Source organism: Mesorhizobium sp. CC13, assembly GCF_039907765.1.
In the GTDB taxonomy this organism is placed as follows: domain Bacteria; phylum Pseudomonadota; class Alphaproteobacteria; order Rhizobiales; family Rhizobiaceae; genus Aminobacter.
Map to the genome: position 1 here is coordinate 24,946 of NZ_JARDJI010000022.1, position 22,157 is coordinate 47,102.

A 22,157-nucleotide genomic window follows, 5' to 3' on the forward strand; every position below is an offset into this window, starting at 1 on the left:
TGAGCAGGTTCGCATGCTTGCGGAGTTGGTGAAGGTTGCCTCCGACAACCCGCCCGGAGACTGCCAGCGACATGCAGATCGGGCCGCACAACTCTTCGAAAGGCTCGGATTTTCGGTTGAGCGACACAAAGTACCGGATGAACTTGTCAAAAGCGTTGGGATGATCAGCGCGACAAATCTGATCGTCAGGCACACCTTCGGACCAGGACCAACCATTGCGCTCAACGCGCACGGCGATGTCGTGGCTCCCGGTGAAGGCTGGACCGTCGACCCTTACGGAGCTGAGATCCGGGACGGATGGATGTACGGGCGAGGGGTGGCAACCTCAAAATCCGACTTCGTTACCTACGCTTACGCGCTACTTGCCTTGTTGGCGTTGGGCGAGAAACTGTCAGGTACCGTCGAAATACACCTTACATATGACGAAGAGGTGGGCGGCGACATCGGCCCGCTTTATCTCCTTCAACAGGGGGTGACGAACCCGGACTACGCAATCTGCGCCGGCCTGTCCTACGGGGTGGTCACCGCCCACAATGGCTGTCTGCATCTGGACGTGGAGGTCCGCGGAAAATCTGCACACGCAGCCCGTCCGGAAACCGGCATCGACGCGCTGGAGGCTGCTACCCACATACTGAGCCGCCTCTATTCACTGCGCGCAGGCTTTTCGAAGCAGCGATCGTCTGTGGAGGGTATCACCACGCCGTCACTCGTGATTGGACTGATTTCGGGCGGCATCAACACCAACGTGGTTCCCGACAAGATCGTCATGCGGGTGGACCGTCGCATGATCCCGGAAGAAAACGGGGCGGACGTAGCCCGCGAACTCATCGCATTCATCGAGACTAGCGCAAGGGAAATGCCGGGCGTTGAGTGTAGCGTTCGGCAGCTGATGCTGGCCGATCCGCTAAAGCCTCTGGCTGGCCAGGAACGCCTGGCCGGAGCACTGCAGAGGCATGCGTCGGAGCTCCTGGGAGAGGAGGTACCTACCCACGGCGTGCCGTTGTACACAGACGCGCGCCACTACTGCAACGCGGGCATCCCAACCGTTCTCTACGGGGCTGGCCCCCGGACAATGCTCGAGGCAAATGCCCATCGCGCCGACGAGAAGCTGAAGATCGATGATCTTGTTCTGGCAACGAACGTTGTAGCGCTCGCGCTCTACGATCTGCTTTCCGGCGGCGCCTGACGTTCCGACATTCCGGGACCAACCCGAAATCGCACTCCGTTTGTAGAAAGGATGGAGACGATGTTGCGCGTCCATACCCTGCTTGGCAGCCGAGGCGATCCGGCGCTGCACGAGGCCATCCATCATCTCGAACATCACCATGCGGTGGAGTTTGTGTCGATTGCGGTCGGTGATCTCGACCGGCGACGGCTGATGGCGCGCACCGACAAGGGCGAGGAGGTGGCGATCACCTTGCCGCGCGACCAGAAGCTGCATGATGGCGCCGTGCTGGTGCTCGACCATCACCGCGCCGTCATCGTGCGCGCCGGCGAGCAGCGCTGGCTGCGCTTCACCCCGCGTTCGGCCATCGACGCGCTGGAGCTCGGCTACCACGCCGGCAACCTGCACTGGCGGGTGCGTTTCGACGGCGAGGATCTGCTTGTCGCCCAGGATGGGCCAGCGTCGGGTTATGCCGCGCGCCTGGAGCCGCTTGTTGCGGCTGGCCGCGTCGAGATGACTGAGGAGGCCGAATGACCCTTCTGCTCGCACAACTGCTCGTCGCCCTGCAACATGCCGACGGACAGTTCCCCTCGGGCGGCTTTGCCTTTTCGCAAGGGCTCGAGGCATCGTCCTCGTTTGCCGGCCTGCTGGGGCCGTTCGATTTCGCGGATTTCGTCGCAACCCAGATCCGTCATCGCTGGGCCGGCGCCGACCGCGTCGCCCTGGTTCGCGCCCACCGGCTCGCCGGCGATCTCGAGGCGCTGGCCGAACTCGACCGCGAGGTCGAAGCCTCGACCTTCGTCGCGGGGCTGCGATCGGGCTCGCGCCGCAACGGCATGGCGCTTCTGACGACGCATGAGCGGATCGCGACCAGGGGCGCTGCCGTCTATCGCGCGATGATCCGCAAGGGGGTCGCCTGCGGCCATCTTCCCGTCGTCCAGGGGCTGGTCTGGCAGGCGCTGGACCTCGACGAGGCCACTGCCGTCGCGATCGGCGGCTACCAGACGGTGGCGTCGCTGGCGACGGCTGCCGTGCGGCTCGGCGTGATCGGCGCCATCGATGCCCAGAAGGTGGTCGCGCAGACCCTGCCAGCGATCCAAGCCGCGGCCCGCAGGGCGGTCATCGACGATGAGCCGCTGCGGTCGTTTACGCCGCTTTGCGAGATCGCGGTGGCCCTGCACGGTGTCGCGACCGGCCAGCGGCTGTTTTCCAATTGAGGATGGAGGAGTTCAAGAGATGCTGCTGACCCCAACCGAGCTCGAGCGCCTCACCATCTATACGGCAGCGGAGCTCGCCCGCAAACGCCGGGCCAAGGGATTGCCGCTCAACTATCCCGAGGCGGTGGCGATCATCACCGACGAGATTCTCGAAGGCGCTCGCGAGGGGCGTTCGGTGGCCGAGATGATGTCGATCGGCTCGCAGATCCTGACCCAGGCCGATGTCATGCCGGGCGTGGGGGCGATGCTGCCGATGCTGCAGGTCGAGGCGACCTTCCGCGACGGCACCAAGCTCGTCACCGTACACGAGCCGCTGCGACCAGCGGCCGGGGCGGCCGCCGATGATCTCGAGCCGGGAGCGATCATCACCGAAGACGGCGAGATCGAACTCAACGCCGGTCGCCGCAAGGTAACGCTCAGGGTCGTCAACGAGGGCGACCGGCCGGTCCAGATCGGGTCGCATTACCACTTCTTCGAGGTCAACAAGGCGCTCAACTTCGACCGTGAAGTTGCCTTCGGCATGCGCCTCGACATCGCCGCCGGCACGGCCGTGCGCTTCGAGCCGGGGCAGGAGAAGGACGTTCCTCTCACCACCTTCGGCGGGCAGCAGCGGCTGGCCGGCCTCAACGGCCTGTCGAACGGTTCGGCCACCGATCCGGCGGCCAAGGCGGCCGCCCTTAAAAACGCCCGCGCCCGCGGCTTCCGCGGCGCCTGAAGAGGAACGATACGATGGCAACGCTGTCACGACACGATTATGCCGCGATGTATGGACCGACGACGGGCGACGGCTTCCGCCTCGGCGACACCTCGCTCGTCGCGGTCGTCGAGAAGGATTTCGCCGTCTATGGCGACGAATGCCTGCATGGTGGTGGCAAGACATTGCGCGACGGCGCTGGCCTTGCCGCCGGCGTCACCAGTGCCGAAGGCGCGCTCGATTTCCTCTTGTGCAATGTCACCGTCATCGATGCCGTGGTCGGCATCGTCAAGGGCGATCTCGGCGTCCGGGACGGCAGGATCGTCGGCATCGGCAAGGCCGGCAACCCCGCTACCATGGACGGCGTCGACCCGCGCCTGATCGTCTCGGCGGCAACGACGGTACGCGACTGCGAGGGGCTGATCGCCACGGCCGGCGCGCTCGACGTGCATGTGCATTTCGACAGCGCGCAGCTCTGCGAACATGCAATCGCCTCGGGCATCACCACCATGCTCGGCGGCTCGCTCGGGCCGATCACCGTCGGCATCGACTGCGGCGGTCCCTTCAACGTCGGCAAGATGCTGCAGGCTGCCGAACAGTGGCCAATCAATTTCGGCTTCCTCGGCCGCGGCAACTCGCACAGGCCTGCGTCCCTCGTCGAGCAGATCGAGACCGGCTGCCTCGGGCTCAAGCTGCATGAGGACTGGGGCACCATGCCGACCTCGATCGACACCTGCCTGACGGTGGCCGATCAGCTCGATTTCCCGGTCCAGATCCACACAGACACGCTGAACGAATCCGGCTTCCTCGAGGACACGCTCGCGGCCATCAACGGCCGCACCATCCACATGTATCATACCGAGGGCGCCGGCGGCGGGCATGCGCCCGACATCATCCGCGTTGCCGGCGTTCCCTGGTGCCTGCCGTCCTCGACCAATCCGACCAATCCCTACACGATCAACACCTTCGACGAACACCTCGACATGACGATGGTGTGCCACCACCTCAACCCGGCCATTCCCGAGGACGTCGCCTTCGCCGAAAGCCGCATCCGCGCCCAGACGATTGCCGCCGAGGACATCCTGCACGACATCGGCGCGATCTCGATGCTCGGCTCCGACAGCCAGGGCATGGGCCGCATCAACGAGGTGATCTGCCGAACCTGGCAGCTCGCCGACAAGATGAAGAAGCAGCGCGGCCGCCTTCCCGGGGAGGCGACCCGTTTCGGCGACAACGAGCGCATCAAGCGCTACATCGCCAAATACACCATCAATGCGGCGCGCACCTTCGGCATCGCCGACCATGTCGGCTCGCTCGAGCACGGCAAGCTGGCCGACATCGTCATCTGGCGGCCGGCCTTCTTCGGCATCAAGCCGGAACTCGTCATCAAGAGCGGCTTCATCGCCTGGGGCGCCATGGGCGACAGCGCAGCATCGCTGATGACCTGCGAACCGCTTTTGCTGCGGCCACAATGGGGCGCCTTCGGCCGCGCCAGGCAGGCACTGTCGGCCTGCTTCGTCAATCCTGCTGCCATCGAACGCGGCCTTGCCGAGCGCCTCGACCTCAAGAAGGCGCTGCTGCCGTCACACGGCAATCGCGCCCTCAGCAAGAAGGACATGCTGCACAACGACGCCTGTCCCGACATTCGCGTCGACCCGCAGACCTTCGACGTCTTCGTCGATGGCGAACTGGCAACCTGCGAGCCGGCGCATGAGCTGCCGCTCGCCCAGCGCTACATGTTGAGGTGAGCCATGGATGCGCGACCTTCATCCGGCGCCGTCCCGCTGTCCCGCGTCGGTGCTGCCCGCATCGGCATCGGTGGCCCCGTGGGGTCGGGCAAAACAGCCCTGCTAGAGCGCCTGATCCCGGCCTTTGCCAAACGGGCAGTGTCGATAGCGATCGTCACCAACGACCTTGTCACCGCCGAGGATGCCGAGCGCATCCGCCGCTCCGGCCTGATCGATCCGGCACGCGTCGCCGCCGTCGAGGCGGGAGCCTGCCCGCATACCGTGATCCGCGAGGATCCCACCCTCAACATCGCCGCAGCCGACGATCTCGAGGCGCTATTTCCGGATGTCGAGCTGATCCTGATCGAGAGCGGTGGCGACAATCTCGCTTCGACCTTCTCGCTCGATCTGGTCGACTGGTGGATGTTCGTCATCGACGTCGCCGGCGGCGACGACATTCCGCGCAAGAACGGTCCCGGCGTGCTCAAGTGCGATCTGCTGGTCGTCAACAAGACAGACCTCGCGCCTTATGTAGGCGTCGATCTCGACCAGATGGCCAGCCAGGCACGTGCCGCGCGGGCCGACCGGCCGATGGTGCTGACCAACTGCCGCAAGGGGGAGGGGATCGACGCCATCGCCGACCGCATCATGGCGGAGGTGTTGTTCCGATGACGAGCCACTGGGCGCAGCCAAGCCGTCACGACGCCTGGCCGCAGCCGCCAAAGGCAGGGACACGCGGCGGACGCTTTGATCTGGCCTTCACGCGCCATGGCACGCGCACCCATATCGGCCGCCAGTTCGTTTCCTACCCGTTCCACATGACCCGGCCGTTCACACTCGATGCGGCCATCCCGTCGCTGCTGACCGTCTATCAGCAGTCGTCGTCGGGCGGGCTTTATCGCGATGACAGGCTCGAGAGCCGCTACGAACTCGGGGCGGGGACGGCAGCTCATGTAACCACCCAGGCAGCCACCGTGGTCCATGACTGCCATGGTCAACCGGCGCGCCAGGCGAACGAGATCGTCCTCGACGAAGGAGCGTTCCTGGCCCTTGCACCAGACCCGCTGGTGCTGTTTCCGGGCGCCTCCTGCTCAAACATCCTGCAGGCGCGGCTGGCGTCCGGAGCGGTGTTGTTTCTGTCCGACGCCTTCGACTGTCACGATCCACAAGGCATCGGCCGCCCCTTCGACCGGCTTCGCTCCGATATTGTCATATGCGATGCCAAGGGCCGGCTCGTCGTGCGCGACAGCCTCGAGGTGACTGGGTCCGATCTCGCCGGACCTGCCTCGCCGATAGGCGGCTGGCATGTGGTTTCCAGCTTCATGTTCCTGGGCGATGCAAGCCGGCTGCCGGACGCAAGGACGCTGGAAGCCGTGAAGCAACCGGCGGCGGCGATCTTGGGCGTAAGCGCCCTTGCCGATGGTTCTGGCTGGGGCGTGCGCTGCCTTTCGGCCGACGCCACTGCCGCGCTCGCCGTGGCCGAATGCCTGTTTGCACTCGCCGTTCAAGCGGCCTTTGGCCACCAGCCTGCCCCGCGGCGCAAATGAAGCCATCGTCCCGTCCGCAACATGCCACATCGTTGAAAGGAAGCAGATCATGAGCATCAGATATCTCGCCCGGTTCGCGGCTTTGGCCGGCTTCTTTGCACTGGTGCCGAGCCTCGCCATGGCCCATACCGGCCTCGGCCATGTCGATGGCTTTACCCATGGCTTCACTCATCCGCTCGGCGGTCTCGATCACGTCCTTGCCATGGTCATGGTCGGGCTCTTTGCCTGCCAGCTCGGCGGAAGGGCTCGGCTGCTCGTTCCAGCCAGCTTCGTCTCCGTGATGGTGCTGGGCGCTGCACTTGGCTTTGCCGGCATCGCCCTCCCCTTCGTCGAGCTGGGCATCGGCCTGTCCGTCGTCGTCCTTGGCGGCGTTGTTGCCTTCAGCTTCCGGGCGGGGGTGGCTGCGGCCATGGCGATGGTTGGATTTATTGCGGTCTTTCATGGCTATGCCCACGGCGGCGAGATGCCCGAAACTGCTGGCGGCCTGGCTTATGGCGCGGGCTTCTTGCTGGCGACCGCAACGCTGCATGCAGCGGGTCTCGGCGCCGGATTCCTGCTTGACGGCAAGGGCGCGGCGAGGGGAGCCCGCCTCGCACGTTCGCTCGGCGCGCTGGCAGCGGTCGCCGGCCTCGGCCTCGTGACCGGCCTCGTCTGAGACCGGTCGAGCCGTCTGCGCCAGTCGAGCAACGTCCGCATGGCCAACTGCGCGAGGTCCACGGTGAATATGTCAACTACGGTAGTTCGGGCCCGGCCCAAGGATTTGCGCGCAAGGGCCGGGGCTGTTGCCAGCTTGAAAGCTGCGTCGGCTTCTCTGCACCAGGACCCGCATGCATTGAGCGGGCCAGGCGAGAACCGGCTGCAGCTTGCAATCGGCAGGGAGGTACGTGCCTGCCGCAGGCGTCATGGCATGACCGCGACCGAACTCGCCGGTGCCGCCAACATCTCGATCAGCATGATGTCGAAAATCGAGAACGGGGTCATCTCGGCGTCGCTGGCCACGCTGCAGGCTCTATCGCAGGCGCTTGGCGTGCCCCTCACCACATTGCTGCGACGCTTCGAACACGAACAAGACGCCGCCTTCGTCAAAGCGGGCGACGGAGTCGCGGTCGAAAGGCGCGGCACCCGCGCCGGTCACCACTACAACCTTCTCGGCTACATCAGGCCGGACGCCAGTACCTTGGGCATCGAACCTTATCTCATTACCCTGACCAGAGAGAGCGATACCTTTCCGCTGTTCCAGCACCCTGGCATGGAGTTCCTCTATATGCTGGAAGGTGAGATCACTTACCGGCACGGCTCGACGCTGTACCGTCTGGCGCCCGGTGACAGCCTGTTCTTCGATGCCGATTCACCGCATGGGCCAGATCAACTCACGAAACTCCCGGCTCGCTTCCTGTCCGTCATCTCTTATCGCCAAGAAGCAGCGGAGAGGTGACTTGTCGGGGTTGTTCTTTGGATGCGACCTCCGACAGGCGCTGGAGCTGTTGCGAGAGTGGGCCGGCGCATTGCGGGCGCAGCGGCTTTGCCAACGGCAACGGAAGCCGGAGACGGCGTTCGCGAGCGGGTGCCGAGGTGGCCCCCGAGGGGCGACCTCCCACCCCCCATACGCTGGATGATGCTTCGCGCCCTGCGGCCCACCAATTCTACCTTCGTCATCTCGGCTGGCATCTTGCCGGATGAGCGGGCCTTTTCTTGATGCCGTACTCAATCAAAAGGCTGAATTGCGCTCAATATGACATGATCCTAATATTTCCGCCCTGTACGGCAGGCTTGGGCTGCCGGGCGAATGGGAGGCGTGTGTGCGTCGTTGCGTCCCGTGTCGACACAGCGGCGTATGCGCTGTTGGGAAAATGTCCACCAGAAGAGCGTCAGGAGGTATGGCGGCGTAGTTTCGGCCCCCATGCCTCGTGTCCTGCCTGAATTGCTTGACAGCCAGAACAGCACCGGCCGGGGCGTCGCGTGAACGCGCGTGCCCATCGGGGCAGGCCGCGCGCGAGCACGGAGGACGACATGACGATCAGCTTCATTCTCAACGACGAGGCCGTAAACGACCAGACGACAGGGTTGCAAACCGGCGACAGCGGCGACGGCTTCACCGATACCGACGTGGCGTATTCCTCGCTGCCGGCTGCGTTCCGCACCTATCTCGAAACCACCCTCGGGCTGACGTCCACCTTCCCGACGAGCGTCGGGGTTGCGACCAAGGCGAATTCGGTCACCGTCAACGCCACCGCCGGCGCCCAGATCACCGGCGTCAAGTTCACCGACAGTGCCGGCGGCGCCCTCGACGGCGACGACAGCGGGCTCAACACCGTCGACGGCAAGGACATCCTGCTGTTCGCCGACGGCAACGACACCGTGATCGGCAAGTACGACAGCGACGGCAACGGCAGTGCCGATGCGATCGCCTTCGTCATCTTCAAGCAGGAGATCATCAACGTCGGCGCCACCAGCGCCCAGGTGACGTTCCACATCGTCACCTATACCCCGATCTTCCACGGCACCGCCACCGATCCCGACGACGCCGTCGATCTCGGCAACACCCTCAGGCTCGCAGCGAGCGAGAAGCTCGCCTTCAGCTTCGGCGGCACGCCTTCCGGCGACCATCTCTTCACCATGGTCCAGTCCGGCACGACCGGCCTGGTCGCGACGCCCGAGACCGAAGTGGTCAAGCTGCACATCTCGCAAGGCGGCGGGCCGACCACGCTGGGATTGTTCAACCAGATGATCGATCCGAACGAGACGCTGGTCGTCACCTTCCTCACCAACCCGAACGCCAACTTCACGGTGCCGAACCTCAGCCAGGGCGAAGCGGATCTCGAGACCAACATCCTGTTCGGCGGCCTGCAGACGATCTCCGGCGGTTCGGTGACGATCTCGCAGACCCAGGGCAACGACCCGGCCGGCATGCGGCTCACCGCCAGCATCGCGACCGGCACCACCGAATCGACCGGCAACAACTTCATCGCCGGCTACGCCGATGACGGCATCTCGACGATCACGGCGATCCGGGTGAAAGACGGCTCCGGCACATTGCTGCTCAGCACCACCACCGACGTCACCACCCCGGTCAACGGCATTACCGTGGACTTCCGCGCCGACGGCACGGTCGACGTGCTCGGCCTCGAGGAGAACTACACGGTCGAATACGACGCCGGCACCCACCAGCGGCTCAAGATCACCGGCCTTGCCGGCAAGTTCGACGTCGGCGGGATCGGCGTGGAGACGCCCGGCTCGGCCTCGGCCGCTGTCGGCCAGCAGATCGTGATCGAGGACGACGGGCCCGGCGTGAGCGCTAATGCGACGGCTCTGCTCGACGACGATGCGTTGACGGGCGGCAATGCCGGCGGCACGGGCGACGACACGAACTCGGCCAATACCTCCGGCACGCTGGGGCACGACTTCGGCACCGACGGGGCCGGTTCGATCGCCTTCCTGACGACCGGGGCGCCGTCTGGCTTCACCTACCAGCTGTCGGGCAACGACCTTTTGGTCAAGCAGGGCACGACGACGGTGCTGACGGTGACGCTCAACACGACCACCGGCGCCTATACCGTGACGCAGAACAATCCGATCCTTCACACGACCGGCCTGGACGAGAACAACCAGAGCTTCACCATCACCTACCGTGTGACCGACGCGGACGGCGATACCGCCGACGGCACGCTAGGGGTCAATGTCGACGACGACACGCCGACGACGAGCGCGAACCTGACCGCGCTGCTCGACGACGACGCGCTGACGGGCGGCAATGCCGGCGGCACGGGCGACGACACCAATGCGTCCAACACTTCCGGCACGCTGGGACACAGCTACGGCGCCGACGGCGCGGGCTCGATCGCCTTCCTGACCACCGGGGCGCCGTCTGGCTTCACCTACCAGCTGTCGGGCAACGACCTCCTGGTCAAACAGGGTTCGACGACGGTGCTGACGGTGACGCTCAACACGACCACCGGCGCCTATACGGTGACGCAGAACAACCCGATCCTGCATGCCACCGGGCTGGACGAGAACAACCAGACCTTCACGATCACCTACCGGGTGACCGACGCGGATGGCGACACCGCCGACGGCACCCTCGGTGTCAATGTCGACGACGACACGCCGACCACGAGCGCGAACCTGACCGCACTGCTCGACGACGACGCGCTGACGGGCGGCAATGCCGGCGGCACGGGCGACGACGCGGATGCGTCGAACACCTCCGGCACGCTGGGCCATAGCTACGGCGCCGACGGAGCCGGATCGATCGCCTTCCTGACCACCGGGGCGCCGTCCGGCTTCACCTACCAGCTGTCGGGCAGCGACCTTTTGGTCAAGCAGGGCACGACGACTGTGCTGACGGTGACGCTCAACGCAGTGACCGGCGCCTATACCGTGACGCAGAACAATCCGATCCTGCATGCGACCGGCCTGGACGAGAACAACCAGGCCTTCACGATCGCCTACCAGGTGACCGATGCCGACGGCGACACCGCCAACGGCACGCTCGGCATCAATGTCGACGACGACACGCCGCTGATCGGGCCGATCTCGGATGGGCTGGTCGATTTCGCCGACGGGGATTCGGTCACCAATCCGCTCAACGGCCTGGTCGGCGCCGACGGGCCGGCGACTTACAGCGTCACCAGCTCGCCTGCGACGCTGACCATCTTCGACGGCACCTCCGCGGAGTTGACGTTGCTCAGGGACATCTCGGGCAACGGCACTGTCGTCACCTACTATGACGACGCGGACAACAGCGGCACGCTCAATGCCGGCGACACGTCGTTCTTCAAGCTGACGGTGGCGGGCGGAAACTACACCTTCGAGGTGCTCGAGGATCCGCCGCCGGCGGAGGTCACCTTCACCTTTGACGGAACGCCGTCGGGCAACCACCTGTTCACGATGGTCCAGTCCGACGGAAGCGGCATCGTGGCGACGCCTGAAACCGAGGTGGTCAAGCTGCACATCTCGCAAGGCGGCGGACCCACCACGCTCGGGGTGTTCAACCAGATGATCGACCCGAACGAGACCATGATGTTCACCTTCCTGAGCAACCCGAACGCGAACTTCACGGTACCTAACCTCAGCCAGGGCGAGGCCGATCTCGAGACCAACATCCTGTTCGGCGACGTGAAGACGATCACCGGCGGGGAGGTTGCCATCTCGCAGACCCAGGGCAACGATCCGGCCGGAATGCGGCTGACCGCCTACAACACCAAGGGCGACGGCAGCGCCGCCGAGCCAAGCGGCGACGGGTTCATCAACGGCTACACCAATGATCCCATCGCCGCGATCTCGGAGGTCAGGATCTTCGACGACAGCGGTACGCTGCTGCTCACGGCCACCGGCGACGTTTCGACGCCCGTCAACGGCATCACCGTCGACTTCCTGGCCAGCGGCGAGGTCGAGGTGCGAGGGCTCGAGGACGACTATTTCATCGAGTACGACGCCGACTCGCACGAGCGGCTCAAGGTCACCGGCCTCGAAGGCAAGTTCGACATCGGACGCATCGGCATTTCGCAGACGCAGCCGGCGCCGGACGAGGCGCTCGACTTCACCGTGCAGATCGCCGATGCCGACGGGGATACCGCCAGCGACAGCTTCGCGATAGGGATCGATGGGACAGGAATCTTTGACGACAACCACGTCGACGGCGTCATCGCCTAGACGGAAAGCGGCCGTGCGCCTTGCGGCGCACGGCCGCCACTTCGACCTGTCGCGGCGCGGGGGATGCTGCCATGCCGCGCAGTGAGCGTTCCTTCGCCGCGATCATGGCCGCGGTCAGGCGGCAGGCGCCGGCTCTCGTCGTGTTCAGCCTGCTGTCCAACCTGCTCCTGCTGGTCGGTGCCCTCTACATGCTGCAGGTCTACGACCGGGTGCTGGCGAGCGGCTCGATGGACACGCTGATGCTGCTCACGGCGATGGCGCTCGCGGCCATCGCCGTCTACGGCCTGTTCGAGCAGGCTCGCCGTCTCATCCTCGGCCGCATCGGCGCCTGGCTCGAGAACGAGCTGTGCGGTCCCGTGATCCGCCGCTCGATGGACGCGCGGCTTGCCGGCGCGCCCAGCGCGGATGCGGGCCTCAAGGACGTGGCCGACCTGCGCGCCTTCATCGGCGGCGACGGCATCCTGGCGTTTCTCGACGCACCCTGGACGCCGGTGTTCCTGACGATCGTCTGGCTGCTGCATCCCGGGCTCGGCATGCTGGCGACGGGCGGTGCGGTCGTGCTGTTCGTCGCCGCGCTCGCCAACGACTTCCTCACGCGCGGGCGCCAGCAGCGCGCCAGCCTGATCATGCGCCACAACCAGGCGGAGGCGCTCCGTTATGTCGAGAGCGCCGAAACCATCGCCCCGCTGGGCATGACCGGCATGGTCCTGGCGCGCTGGCAGGCGCAGCGCCGCGACGCCCAGGCCGAAGGTCAGCGCCTCGCCGAGACGACCGTCGCCATCGTCAGCAGCACACGCGCCCTGCGCCTTGCCCTGCAGGTGCTGATCCTCGGGTTCGGGGCCTATTTCGTGCTGAGGGGACAATTGACGGCCGGCGGCATGATCGCCGGGTCGATCATCCTCAGCCGAGCGCTCGCCCCGATCGAGCGCTCCATCGGTGGCTGGCGCAGCTTCGTTTCGGCGCGGACCGCGCACCGGAACCTGAGCCGGCTGCTCGGCGCCGGCGACACGGTGCCAAATCCAGTCCAGCCGCCGCGCCCGCTAGGCCGGCTCGAAGCGCAGGAGCTGCAATACCGCGCGCCGGGATCGGGAGACCGTATCATCGACAACGTCTCGTTTACGCTTGAGCCCGGCCAGACCTGCGCGGTCGTCGGGCCGTCCGGGGCCGGCAAGTCGAGCCTCTGCCGACTGCTCGTCGGGGCCTGGAAGCCCTCCCACGGTCACGTGCGGCTCGACGGCGCCGAAATCTCGGCGTGGGACGCGGAGGACAGGGGCCGATATCTCGGCTACCTGCCGCAGCAGGTGGAACTGTTCCCGGGCACCGTGGCCGAAAACATCGCCCGCCTGCAAGAGGTCGAGAGCGCGCCGGTCATCGCGGCGGCGAAGCTTGCCGGCATTCACGAGATGATCCTTCACCTGCCTGACGGCTACCAGACCGTCGTCGGCCTGCACGGCACCCGGATCTCTCTGGGTCAGCGGCAGCGCATCGGGCTTGCGCGCGCGCTGTTCGGCGATCCGCCGCTGATCATTCTCGACGAGCCGAATTCGAACCTGGACAGCGAGGGCGACCAGGCGCTGCTCCGGGCGCTCAACCTGCTGAAGCAGCAGGGTCGGACGATCCTGATCGTCTCCCACCAGGCGATGCCGCTGCAACTGGCCGACAAGATCCTGATCCTGAAGGAAGGCAGCGTCGCGATGTTCAGCAACCGCGACGAGGTTCTCAAGATGCTCGGCGGCGGCCGCCGCCACATCAGCGTCGTCTCGACCAGCGGCACGTTGAGCCGGCCGACCCGCGGCCCGACGGCGGCGGAGTAGCGGCCATGTGGGATGAGATCGTCGCGCGACTGCAGCAGTACGCGGCCCTCGTGGAAGCATGGTACGAGGAGGTCTTTACCGCGGCGGGCTGGGCCAATCCCGAGGAGGTGGCGCGGATCGCCCTCTATGTGACGCTGATCGTCCTTGTGGGCTGCGTCATGATGCTGCTCTGGCTGGCGCTTGCCGGCCCCTCGCCGAAAGCCGCCGACCCGAGCCTGGCGCAGGTGACGCGCTGGCCCCGCAGGCTGGGCTATGCGGCGTTCCTGCTGCTGGTGGCGGGCTTCGGCGCCTGGGCGTCGACCGCTCCGCTGGCGAGCGCCGCCATTGCGCCCGCCGTCGTCAGCCCGGACGGCAGCCGCAAGACCATCCAGCATCTCGAAGGCGGGATCATCCGGACCATCCATGTCCGGGAAGGCGAACGGGTGGCCAAAGGCCAGAAGCTGATCACGCTCGAGGATACGCAGGCCCGCGCCGGCCGCGACGAACTGCGCGAACGCTTCGTCCACCTGCTGACGACCGAGGCGCGGCTCGTCGCCGAGCAGACCGACGCGAAGGACATCGCGTTTCCCCAGGAGCTGAAGGCATTCGGAGTTTCCGAGTCCCATCCGACGATGCTGGGCCAGCGCGACCTCTTGCTCAGCCGCCGCGCCACCCGGGAGGGGAGGGACCGGATCCTCGGGCAGCGGGTCAAGCAGCTGGAGGAGGAGATCACCGGCCTGCGCGAGATCATAGCGGCCCAGGACACGCAACTGATGCTGATCGGCAGGGAGATCAAGTCGGTCGAGGAGCTCTATGGCAAGGGCCTCGAGCGCCTGCCGCGGCTGCTGGCGCTGCAGCGCGAGCAGGCCGGGCTACGGGCCGGGCAGGCTGCGAACCGGGCCGCGATCGCGCGCGACAAGCAGGAGATCGGCGAGGCTGAGATGCAGCTCCTGACGCTGCGCCAGGAGAACAAGGAACGGGTGAACGAGGAACTGACGAAGGTGCGCGCCGGCCTGGCCGAGCTGCGCAGCCAGTTGCCGTCGCGGACCGACGTCCTGAGCCGGACCGTGATCGAGGCGCCGATTGCCGGGACGGTGATGAATGTCCGGGTGACGACCGAGACCGGCGTGATCGGCGCGGGCGCGCCTCTGCTCGATATCGTGCCGGCGGAGAACAAGCTCATCATCGACGCAAGGGTCAAGCCGATCGACATCGACACGGTCCGGCCGGGCATGAGGAGCCGCATCCTGCTGACCGCCTACAGGCAACGCAACATGCCCCAGATCCATGGTGTGCTGCGGACCATCTCGGCGGACAGGCTGATCGACGAGCGCTCCGGCGAGCCCTATTTCCTGGCCAAGGTCGAGGTCGACCGGGCGGAGCTTGCGCATATTGCGGGAGTGCGGCTGAGCCCGGGCATGCCCGCCGAGGTGATGATCCTGACGGGCGAGCAGACCGTGCTGGCCTATTTCCTCGGCCCGCTGCTCGAATCCTTCGCCAGGAGTTTTCGCGAAAACTGAGCGCCACGCTTCGGATGCCGGCTGTCGGTCCAGAGGGAGCCAAGCGCTGAACCAAGCCTTCCCGCAGCGCGGCTGCCGGCCTAAAAATGCGGTCGGATTCAGGACATGGCCGCGATGCGCGCCGGTCTAAGACCTTTATCGTAACAGGGAGCCTGCCATGCTGCGCAAGACGGAATTCTTCATCGACGGCAAATGGGTGGCGCCGGCCGTCGCCCGGGAACTCGCGGTCATCAATCCTGCCGACGAACAGCCCTTTGCCGTGATCTCGCTCGGATCACCGGCCGACGTCGACAAGGCGGTGAAAGCCGCGCAGCGGGCGTTTCCGGCATGGAGCGCCACCAGCCGCGCCGAACGCATCGGCTATCTCGAAAAGCTGCTCGCAGCCTACAGGCGGCGCATGCGCGACATGGCCGAGGCCATTTCGGCGGAGATGGGCGCGCCGATGAAGCTGGCGCTGGAATCGCAGGCGGCCTGCGGCGCCGGCCACATCGAGAGCTTCATCGAGGTGCTCGGCGAATTCGAGTTCGAGGAACCGCTGAACGAGAAGAACCCGCAGGAGCGCATCGTGCGCGAGCCGATCGGCGTGTGCGGGCTGATCACCCCGTGGAACTGGCCGATGAACCAGGTGACGCTGAAGGTGGTGCCGGCGCTGGCCGCCGGCTGCACAGTGGTGCTCAAGCCGTCCGAGATCGCGCCGATGTCGTCGATCGTCTTCGCCGAGATGATGGAGGAAGCAGGCTTCCCCGCAGGCGTGTTCAACATGGTCAACGGCGACGGCCCCACGGTGGGCGAGGCGATGTCGCGGCATCCCGGCATCGACATGATGTCGTTCACCGGCTCGACTCGCGCCGGCACGGCGGTCACACGGGCTGCAGCCGAGACGGTCAAGCGCGTGGCGCTCGAACTCGGCGGCAAGTCGCCCAACATCGTCTTCGCCGACGTCGAGCTCGAGGATGCCGTCACACGCGGCCTGGCCCATGTGTTCGAGAACACCGGCCAGTCCTGCAACGCGCCGACGCGCATGCTTGTGCAGCGTCCGGTCTACGACAAGGCGGTCGACATCGCGGCGAAATATGCGGCGACCGTCACGGTCGGGCAGCCGGCCGAGGACGGCGACCATATCGGCCCGCTGTCGTCGGACGTGCAGTTCGACAAGGTGCAGGGCATGATCGACGCCGGCATCAAGGAAGGCGCGCGGCTGGTGGCCGGCGGGCTCGGGCGCCCAGAGGGGTTCAACCGCGGCTATTTCGTGCGGCCGACCGTGTTCGCCGACGTCAACAACGACATGCGCATCGCCCGCGAGGAGATTTTCGGGCCGGTGCTGGCGATGATCCCGTTCGAGACCGAGGAGGAGGCGATCGCCATCGCCAACGACACGCCCTACGGCCTGTCCGCCTATGTGCAGTCGGCCGACAAGGTCCGCGCCCAGCGCGTCGCCCGCAAGCTGCGCGCCGGCATGGTGCAGATCAACGGCACCGACCGTCCCTATGGCAGCCCGTTCGGCGGCTACAAGCAGTCGGGCCTCGGCCGCGAGGGCGGCAAGTGGGGGCTCGAGGATTTTCTCGAAGTGAAGGCGATCAGCGGGTTCGAGGAAGGGCAGGGCTGAGAGTAGAACTGGTGTCTCGCAGAAGGGGCCCCCTCTCCGTCACGGCTTCGCCGTGCCACCTCTCCCCCACTGCGTGGGGGCGAGGAACCCCGGCTCTGCAAGGCCGCACTTGATCATTCGACCGGGCTGGGGCCTGGACGATTGGCGTTTCCTCGCCTCACGGAGTGGGAGGGATGGCACGGCGAAGCCGTGACGGGGAGGGGGCCTTTGGCCAAGTAGAAGGCGCACGCGGCGTCGGGCGCACCTGACCCCGACGCCTACCCCTCGTTCCGGCTTACATAATCCTCTGCAATCTGCCGCATCCGCGCGCCGTCGATACTGTCGGCGTGGCCGCCGTGGACGACGTGAACCGGAAGCTCGATGAGGCGCCGCATGGTGGCGCAGTAGGCGGGGCGGTCGGAATCCGGCATGTCGTCAACCAGCAGGCCGCCATGGATGGCGTCGCCGGAAAACAGCGTGCCGTCGCGCTCGTCGAACAGGCCGATGGAGCCGGGCGAATGGCCGGGCAGGTGCAGCACGCGGAAGGCGCGGTCGCCGAGGTCGATGATGTCACCCTCATCGAGCAGGCAGTGAAGCGGCGCGGGCTCGATGGCGTAGTCGGCGGAGCGCCAGCCGGGGTAGGGCAGCTCGGAAACGGCGCTCGGCAGGTCGCGGAACATGTGGGCGTAGGTCGCTTCGTCCGGCATGGTCTCGAAGAACTCGGCCTCGACGCGCGGGCCGGCGCGCCAGGCAAATTCGTGCAGCGAGCCGACGTGGTCGAGATGGACATGGGTCGCGACCGCGAGCAGCGGCTTGCCGAAGGAACTTGCGTCGCGATGCGTCGTCGCGATCTCGGGTGCCAACGGGCAGATGCCCATGCCGGTGTCGACCAGCATGTCGAGGTCGCGGCCGCGCACCAGCCAGATGTTGGCGCGGCAATAGTCGGTGACGAAGGGCTCGGTCAGCATCCTCGTCCTGTCGTCGACGATGCGCTTCGAAAACCAGCCCGGCTGTCGCCTCACACGAACGGCCTGCCGATCTTGAAACGCCCGGGCACGAGCCGGCGGAGATAGTCCATCCCCTTCTCCGACAGGTGGTTGGCGTCGGGCAGCATGAAATCGTCGGGCATGTGGCGGGTCTTGCCGGCGACATTGGCGAGCGGCACGAGCCTCAGCATGGTCTTGCCGCCCTCGTATTTGAGCGCGACCGAGCCGCCGCCCTTGTCTGCCGCATCGATGGCGAAGACGCCGGCGTCGAAGGCCTCCTGCGCATCGACCGCGTTGACCGCGCCGACATAGCCGCGCGGCATGTAGCCGAGCGCATCGACACGGGCGCGCTTGCCGGGCAGGCCCTCGGCCAGGGCCTGTTCGAAGGCACGGGGCAGATCGCTGCCGGAAAGCTTGATGTTGCCGTGGGCATCGCGCTCGAGCTTGTCGGCGGGAACGATACTCTCGACCAGAGCACGGCCGTCCTCGGTGGTGACGCCTTCGGACACCGCCACCACGCAGCGGCGGTGGCGGGCGAGCGTCGCCTTCACGTCGTCGATGAAGCGGGGCACCGAGAAGGCCCGTTCGGGAACATAGACGAGGTGCGGGCCGTCGCTGTCGTCGTCGCGCCAGGCCGCGGCCGCGGCCGTCAGGAAGCCGGCGTGGCGGCCCATGACGATGCCGACATAGATGCCGGGCAGCGCCCGGAAATCGAGATCGACCGACAGGAAGGCGCCGGCGACGAACTCGGCGGCCGAGATGAAGCCCGGAACGTGGTCGTTTTCCTCGAGGTCGTTGTCGATCGTCTTGGGCGCGTGCACGAACGCCATGCTGCCCTGGGCTGCGTCGGTGAGGATCTGCTGGGTGCCGGCGGTGTCGTTGCCGCCGATATAGATGAAGGCCTGGGCATCGGCTTTCTTCAGCCCTTCGAGGATGACCTTGCAATAGGCAGCGTCGGGCTTGTCGCGGGTACTGCCCAGGGCTGCGCCCGGGGTGGCGGCGATGCGCAGGAGCTGCTCTTCGGCGATGTCGGTCAGGTCGACATAGTCGCCGTCGCGGATGCCGCGGACGCCGTGGCGCGAGCCCAGGATGCGGGCCTTGGGATGGCGGCGGCGGATTTCGAGCACCGCGCCGGCCATGGTCTGATTGATGACGGCGGTCGGTCCGCCGCCCTGCGCGATCACGAATGTCGAAGGCATGGTGGGCATCCTCCCCAATGATATCGGCAAACTTTCGCCCTTATCGGCAAGCGACGCAATGGGGGAGATGGAGCGGCCTGCGGACGACCGCCGGCGTGGGGCGCAGTTCGTCGGAACGGGACGCGCCAGACGACTTGGTCTGGCTGCGAAAGGCGCTAGCCGACGACGATCGGGCTCTTGCCGTGGACGCGGCTGAAGAGGTCGATGACGTCCTGGTTGATCATGCGCACGCAGCCCGACGACATGGCCTGGCCGATGGTCCACCACTCGGGCGAGCCATGCACGCGGTAGCCGGTGTCGCGGCCGTCCTGGAAAATGTAGAGCGCACGCGCCCCGAGCGGGTTGTCGAGGCCGCCGGGCTGGCCGCCGCGCCATTTCTCCAGTTCCGGCTTGCGGGCGATCATCTCCGGCGGCGGCGTCCATGTCGGCCATTTCTTGCCGTACTGGATGTTGGCGCGGCCGGACCAGCGGAAGCCGTCGCGGCCGATGCCGACGCCGTAGCGGATGGCGTCGCCGCCCGGCTGGACGAGATAGAGATACCTCTCCTGCAGCCGCACGACGATGGTGCCGGGCGCTTCGCCGGTCGGATCGACGACGATCTGGCGGCGGAACTTGGGGTCGACCTTGGCGAAGGGGATCTCCGGCAGCTGGTAGCCTTCGTCGGTGAAGGAAGCGTACATCAGCTCGGGGCTGGTGACCTGCTTGTCGACGCTGATGCTGGGCCGGATCGATCCGGTGGGCGTGGTGTCGAGCCCCATCTCCGGCACCTGCAGCATCTCCATGTCGAGCGTGCGGCTGCAGCCGGCGAGCAGGCCGGCAGCGCCGATGCCGAGAAGGACGCTGCGGCGCGAGGCGGATTTCGGGGCGTTGTGGTCGTTCGGGCCGGAGACCGGCGAAGCAGGCGATTTCGACACGGCACAATTCCACTGGTTACGCGGGTGGCCTGGCCCCGAGAAAACTCCGGCCGGATAGACCGCATTTTCGGCATTCATGGTTGAGAAAGGGTGAATGCGGCGTGCTTCCCGTTAAGGGCTTTACAACGGTGCCGCGGCGGAGCTTGATCGCCGCTCAACAGGGAGACCGCCATGTCGTTCGAAAGCTGGGCCGCCTTTGCCGCCGCATCCGCCGTGCTGCTCGTGATCCCCGGGCCGACGATCCTCCTGGTCGTTTCCTATGCGCTCGGCCAGGGCTGGCGCACGGCGCTGCCGATGGCGGTGGGCGTGGCGCTCGGCGACTTCACCGCAATGACGCTGTCGATGCTCGGCATCGGCGCACTGCTTGCGGCGTCCGCCACGATCTTCACCATCGTGAAGTGGATCGGCGCGGCCTACCTGATCTATCTCGGCATCAAGCTGTTCCGCGCCGGTGGTGCGCTCGACGCCAAGCCGCGCACGGATGCAGCGTCAGCCGCCAAGATGATGGCGCATGCCTGGATCGTGACGGCGCTGAACCCCAAGAGCATAACCTTCTTCGTCGCCTTCCTGCCGCAGTTCCTGGACCGCAGCGCCGATTTCTGGACGCAGATGGCGATCTTCGAGCTGACCTTCCTGACGCTCGCCTTCGCCAACGCCTTCGGCTACGCGCTGGTGGCCGCGCGGGCCCGCAAGGTGGTGTCGAACCCGCGCGCCATCCGCATTTTCAACCGTACCGGCGGCACGCTGCTGGTCGGCGCCGGCATCGCGGCGGCGGCGGCACGCTCCGGGCACTGAGGAGCCCGTCGTGGTGAAGGACAGGCTCGGTCTTGCGCTGAGCGGCGCCGACGAGGCGGCCGCCGCGTATTACGAGCGAGGCGTGAGCGAACTGCAGCGCTTCGTCGGCGATCCGGTCGGCTCCGCCGACAAGGCGATCGCGGCGGCGCCCGACTTCGTCATGGCGCATGTGCTGAAGGGTTGGCTCTACGGTCTGTCGACCGAGCGCGAGGCGATGGTCGTGGCGCGGGATTGCCACCATACGGCGGCCGGTCTTGCCGCAACGGCGCGCGAGAAGGCGCATGTCGCCGCCCTCGGGCGTCTCGCCGGCGGTCACTGGCACGAAGCCGGGCATATCCTGGCGGAGCTGACGGCGGAGCATCCCACCGATGCGCTGGCGCTGCAGGCCGGGCACCAGATCGACTTCTTCACCGGCAACGCCTTGATGCTGCGCGACCGCATCGCACGTGCGATGCCGGCATGGGGCAGGGGCATGCCGGGCTATCACGCCATCCTCGGCATGCAGGCCTTCGGCTTCGAGGAGATGGGCGACTATGCGCGCGCCGAGGCGCTGGGCCGGGAGGCAGTGGCGCTGGAGCCGCGCGACGGCTGGGCCCAGCATGCGGTGGCGCATGTGATGGAGATGCAGAGCCGCCAGGGCGACGGCATCGCCTGGATGCGCGGCAACGCCGAGGCCTGGACGAAGGAGAGCTTTCTCCAGGTGCACAACTGGTGGCACCTGGCGCTGTTCCACTACGATCTCGGCGAGACCGACGAGGTGCTCGCCCTCTATGACGGGCCGATCTACGGCGCGCAGTCGAAGCTGGCGCTCAACATGGTCGATGCCTCGGCGATCCTGTGGCGGCTGCATCTGGGTGGCGTCGATGTCGGCGCACGCTGGGCGGATCTCGCGGCCAACTGGGCGCCGAAGGCCGCAGCCGGCAACTACGCCTTCAACGATGCGCATGCGATGATGGCTTTCGTCGGCGCCGGGCTCGAAGCGCCGTCCAAGGCGATGCTCGACACCCAGCGCGAGGCGATTGCCCGCGACGACGACAACGCCGCCTTCACCCGTGACGTCGGCCACCCGGTGACGCTTGCGGTGAAGGCCTTCGGGGAAGGGCGCTATGGCGAGACCGTCAGCCTGCTCGAACCCGTGCGTGCCATCGCCCACCGCTTCGGCGGCAGCCACGCCCAGCGCGACGTCATCGAGCTGACGCTGATCGAGGCCGCCCTGCGCGACGGCAATGACGCGCTGGCCGTGAAGCTGGCCACCGCACGCAACCATGCGCGGCCGGCAAGCCCGCTATCGGGCCTGTTCGTCCAGCGAGCTGCACTTCTCGCGCATGGCTGACTGAGACCGAAGGCCCGTCGCCGAGGCGCT

At 66.6% G+C, this 22,157-nt stretch carries 18 protein-coding genes; 15 read left to right on the top strand and 3 right to left on the bottom strand.

The window, feature by feature from the left end; all coding sequences use genetic code 11:
* The first annotated feature begins 13 nt into the window (after positions 1 to 13).
* The 13 genes from PV773_RS21970 (at position 14) to PV773_RS22030 (ending at position 16,921) form a co-directional block, all read left to right on the top strand.
* The gene (locus PV773_RS21970; RefSeq protein ID WP_347968458.1) at positions 14 to 1,186 is read left to right on the top strand and encodes an ArgE/DapE family deacylase; all 1,173 of its coding nucleotides are present in this window, start codon (positions 14 to 16) and stop codon (positions 1,184 to 1,186) included.
* Positions 1,187 to 1,246: 60 nt separating this feature from the next.
* On the top strand, positions 1,247 to 1,699 hold the full coding sequence (ureE, locus tag PV773_RS21975) for an urease accessory protein UreE (protein ID WP_347968412.1): 453 nt from the start codon (positions 1,247 to 1,249) through the stop codon (positions 1,697 to 1,699).
* Positions 1,696 to 2,382, top strand: a complete 687-nt coding sequence (locus PV773_RS21980) for an urease accessory UreF family protein (RefSeq protein ID WP_347968413.1) — start codon at positions 1,696 to 1,698, stop codon at positions 2,380 to 2,382. The genes ureE and PV773_RS21980 overlap by 4 nt, the downstream gene beginning before the upstream one ends.
* Before the next feature lie 19 nt (positions 2,383 to 2,401).
* Complete coding sequence (locus PV773_RS21985; protein ID WP_347968414.1) at positions 2,402 to 3,097, top strand: urease subunit beta; 696 nt, start codon at positions 2,402 to 2,404, stop codon at positions 3,095 to 3,097.
* Positions 3,098 to 3,111: 14 nt separating this feature from the next.
* Positions 3,112 to 4,824, top strand: coding sequence for an urease subunit alpha (gene ureC, locus PV773_RS21990; RefSeq protein ID WP_347968415.1), 1,713 nt, complete (start codon positions 3,112 to 3,114; stop codon positions 4,822 to 4,824).
* A 3-nt stretch (positions 4,825 to 4,827) separates the two neighbouring features.
* Positions 4,828 to 5,475, top strand: coding sequence for an urease accessory protein UreG (gene ureG / locus PV773_RS21995; RefSeq protein WP_347968416.1), 648 nt, complete (start codon positions 4,828 to 4,830; stop codon positions 5,473 to 5,475).
* The gene (locus PV773_RS22000) at positions 5,472 to 6,350 is read left to right on the top strand and encodes an urease accessory protein UreD (RefSeq protein WP_347968417.1); all 879 of its coding nucleotides are present in this window, start codon (positions 5,472 to 5,474) and stop codon (positions 6,348 to 6,350) included. Before ureG ends, PV773_RS22000 begins: the two co-directional genes overlap by 4 nt.
* Positions 6,351 to 6,399: 49 nt before the next feature.
* Entirely contained in the window at positions 6,400 to 7,005 is a 606-nt protein-coding gene (locus PV773_RS22005) for a HupE/UreJ family protein (RefSeq protein WP_347968418.1), read from the top strand.
* A 69-nt stretch (positions 7,006 to 7,074) separates the two neighbouring features.
* Positions 7,075 to 7,785: an XRE family transcriptional regulator gene (locus tag PV773_RS22010; protein WP_347968459.1), complete on the top strand. Its 711-nt coding sequence runs from the start codon at positions 7,075 to 7,077 to the stop codon at positions 7,783 to 7,785.
* 575 nt (positions 7,786 to 8,360) lie between these two features.
* Positions 8,361 to 12,002, top strand: coding sequence for a DUF5801 repeats-in-toxin domain-containing protein (locus PV773_RS22015; RefSeq protein WP_347968419.1), 3,642 nt, complete (start codon positions 8,361 to 8,363; stop codon positions 12,000 to 12,002).
* A 71-nt stretch (positions 12,003 to 12,073) separates the two neighbouring features.
* On the top strand, positions 12,074 to 13,816 hold the full coding sequence (locus tag PV773_RS22020; RefSeq protein WP_347968420.1) for a type I secretion system permease/ATPase: 1,743 nt from the start codon (positions 12,074 to 12,076) through the stop codon (positions 13,814 to 13,816).
* Between the two features lie 5 nt (positions 13,817 to 13,821).
* Entirely contained in the window at positions 13,822 to 15,315 is a 1,494-nt protein-coding gene (locus tag PV773_RS22025) for an HlyD family type I secretion periplasmic adaptor subunit (protein ID WP_347968421.1), read from the top strand.
* A 157-nt stretch (positions 15,316 to 15,472) separates the two neighbouring features.
* Positions 15,473 to 16,921 (top strand): aldehyde dehydrogenase family protein, encoded by a 1,449-nt coding sequence (locus PV773_RS22030; RefSeq protein ID WP_347968422.1) that lies wholly within the window; start codon positions 15,473 to 15,475, stop codon positions 16,919 to 16,921.
* 257 nt (positions 16,922 to 17,178) lie between these two features.
* Here PV773_RS22030 and PV773_RS22035 read toward each other — a convergent pair whose 3' ends face one another.
* The 3 genes from PV773_RS22035 to PV773_RS22045 all read right to left on the bottom strand — a co-directional run bounded on the left by PV773_RS22035 (position 17,179) and on the right by PV773_RS22045 (position 19,912).
* Positions 17,179 to 17,868 (bottom strand): MBL fold metallo-hydrolase, encoded by a 690-nt coding sequence (locus tag PV773_RS22035; protein ID WP_347968460.1) that lies wholly within the window; start codon positions 17,866 to 17,868, stop codon positions 17,179 to 17,181.
* A 50-nt stretch (positions 17,869 to 17,918) separates the two neighbouring features.
* Positions 17,919 to 19,085 carry a diphosphate--fructose-6-phosphate 1-phosphotransferase gene (locus PV773_RS22040; RefSeq protein WP_347968423.1) on the bottom strand — a complete coding sequence of 389 codons (1,167 nt, stop codon included), beginning with the start codon at positions 19,083 to 19,085 and terminating at the stop codon, positions 17,919 to 17,921.
* Between the two features lie 155 nt (positions 19,086 to 19,240).
* A complete protein-coding gene (locus PV773_RS22045; protein WP_347968461.1) occupies positions 19,241 to 19,912 on the bottom strand; it encodes a L,D-transpeptidase in 672 nt (223 codons plus the stop codon).
* Between the two features lie 258 nt (positions 19,913 to 20,170).
* On the opposite strand from PV773_RS22045, the gene PV773_RS22050 reads away from it, so the two are divergent.
* Entirely contained in the window at positions 20,171 to 20,794 is a 624-nt protein-coding gene (locus tag PV773_RS22050) for a LysE family translocator (RefSeq protein ID WP_347968424.1), read from the top strand.
* 13 nt (positions 20,795 to 20,807) lie between these two features.
* Entirely contained in the window at positions 20,808 to 22,127 is a 1,320-nt protein-coding gene (locus PV773_RS22055; protein ID WP_347968462.1) for a tetratricopeptide repeat protein, read from the top strand.
* The last annotated feature ends 30 nt before the right edge of the window (positions 22,128 to 22,157 follow it).

What these genes read in the sequence shown, in the direction of transcription:
- PV773_RS21980 (WP_347968413.1), top strand. Translation starts at nt 1,696, where the DNA reads ATGACCCTTCTGCTCGCACAACTGCTCGTCGCCCTGCAACATGCCGAC.
- ureE (WP_347968412.1), top strand. Translation starts at nt 1,247, where the DNA reads ATGTTGCGCGTCCATACCCTGCTTGGCAGCCGAGGCGATCCGGCGCTG.
- PV773_RS22000 (WP_347968417.1), top strand. Translation starts at nt 5,472, where the DNA reads ATGACGAGCCACTGGGCGCAGCCAAGCCGTCACGACGCCTGGCCGCAG.
- PV773_RS22040 (WP_347968423.1), bottom strand. Translation starts at nt 19,085, where the DNA reads ATGCCTTCGACATTCGTGATCGCGCAGGGCGGCGGACCGACCGCCGTC.
- PV773_RS22015 (WP_347968419.1), top strand. Translation starts at nt 8,361, where the DNA reads ATGACGATCAGCTTCATTCTCAACGACGAGGCCGTAAACGACCAGACG.
- ureC (WP_347968415.1), top strand. Translation starts at nt 3,112, where the DNA reads ATGGCAACGCTGTCACGACACGATTATGCCGCGATGTATGGACCGACG.
- PV773_RS22050 (WP_347968424.1), top strand. Translation starts at nt 20,171, where the DNA reads ATGTCGTTCGAAAGCTGGGCCGCCTTTGCCGCCGCATCCGCCGTGCTG.
- PV773_RS21970 (WP_347968458.1), top strand. Translation starts at nt 14, where the DNA reads ATGCTTGCGGAGTTGGTGAAGGTTGCCTCCGACAACCCGCCCGGAGAC.
- PV773_RS22025 (WP_347968421.1), top strand. Translation starts at nt 13,822, where the DNA reads ATGTGGGATGAGATCGTCGCGCGACTGCAGCAGTACGCGGCCCTCGTG.
- PV773_RS22035 (WP_347968460.1), bottom strand. Translation starts at nt 17,868, where the DNA reads ATGCTGACCGAGCCCTTCGTCACCGACTATTGCCGCGCCAACATCTGG.
- ureG (WP_347968416.1), top strand. Translation starts at nt 4,828, where the DNA reads ATGGATGCGCGACCTTCATCCGGCGCCGTCCCGCTGTCCCGCGTCGGT.
- PV773_RS22030 (WP_347968422.1), top strand. Translation starts at nt 15,473, where the DNA reads ATGCTGCGCAAGACGGAATTCTTCATCGACGGCAAATGGGTGGCGCCG.
- PV773_RS22020 (WP_347968420.1), top strand. Translation starts at nt 12,074, where the DNA reads ATGCCGCGCAGTGAGCGTTCCTTCGCCGCGATCATGGCCGCGGTCAGG.
- PV773_RS21985 (WP_347968414.1), top strand. Translation starts at nt 2,402, where the DNA reads ATGCTGCTGACCCCAACCGAGCTCGAGCGCCTCACCATCTATACGGCA.
- PV773_RS22010 (WP_347968459.1), top strand. Translation starts at nt 7,075, where the DNA reads ATGTCAACTACGGTAGTTCGGGCCCGGCCCAAGGATTTGCGCGCAAGG.
- PV773_RS22005 (WP_347968418.1), top strand. Translation starts at nt 6,400, where the DNA reads ATGAGCATCAGATATCTCGCCCGGTTCGCGGCTTTGGCCGGCTTCTTT.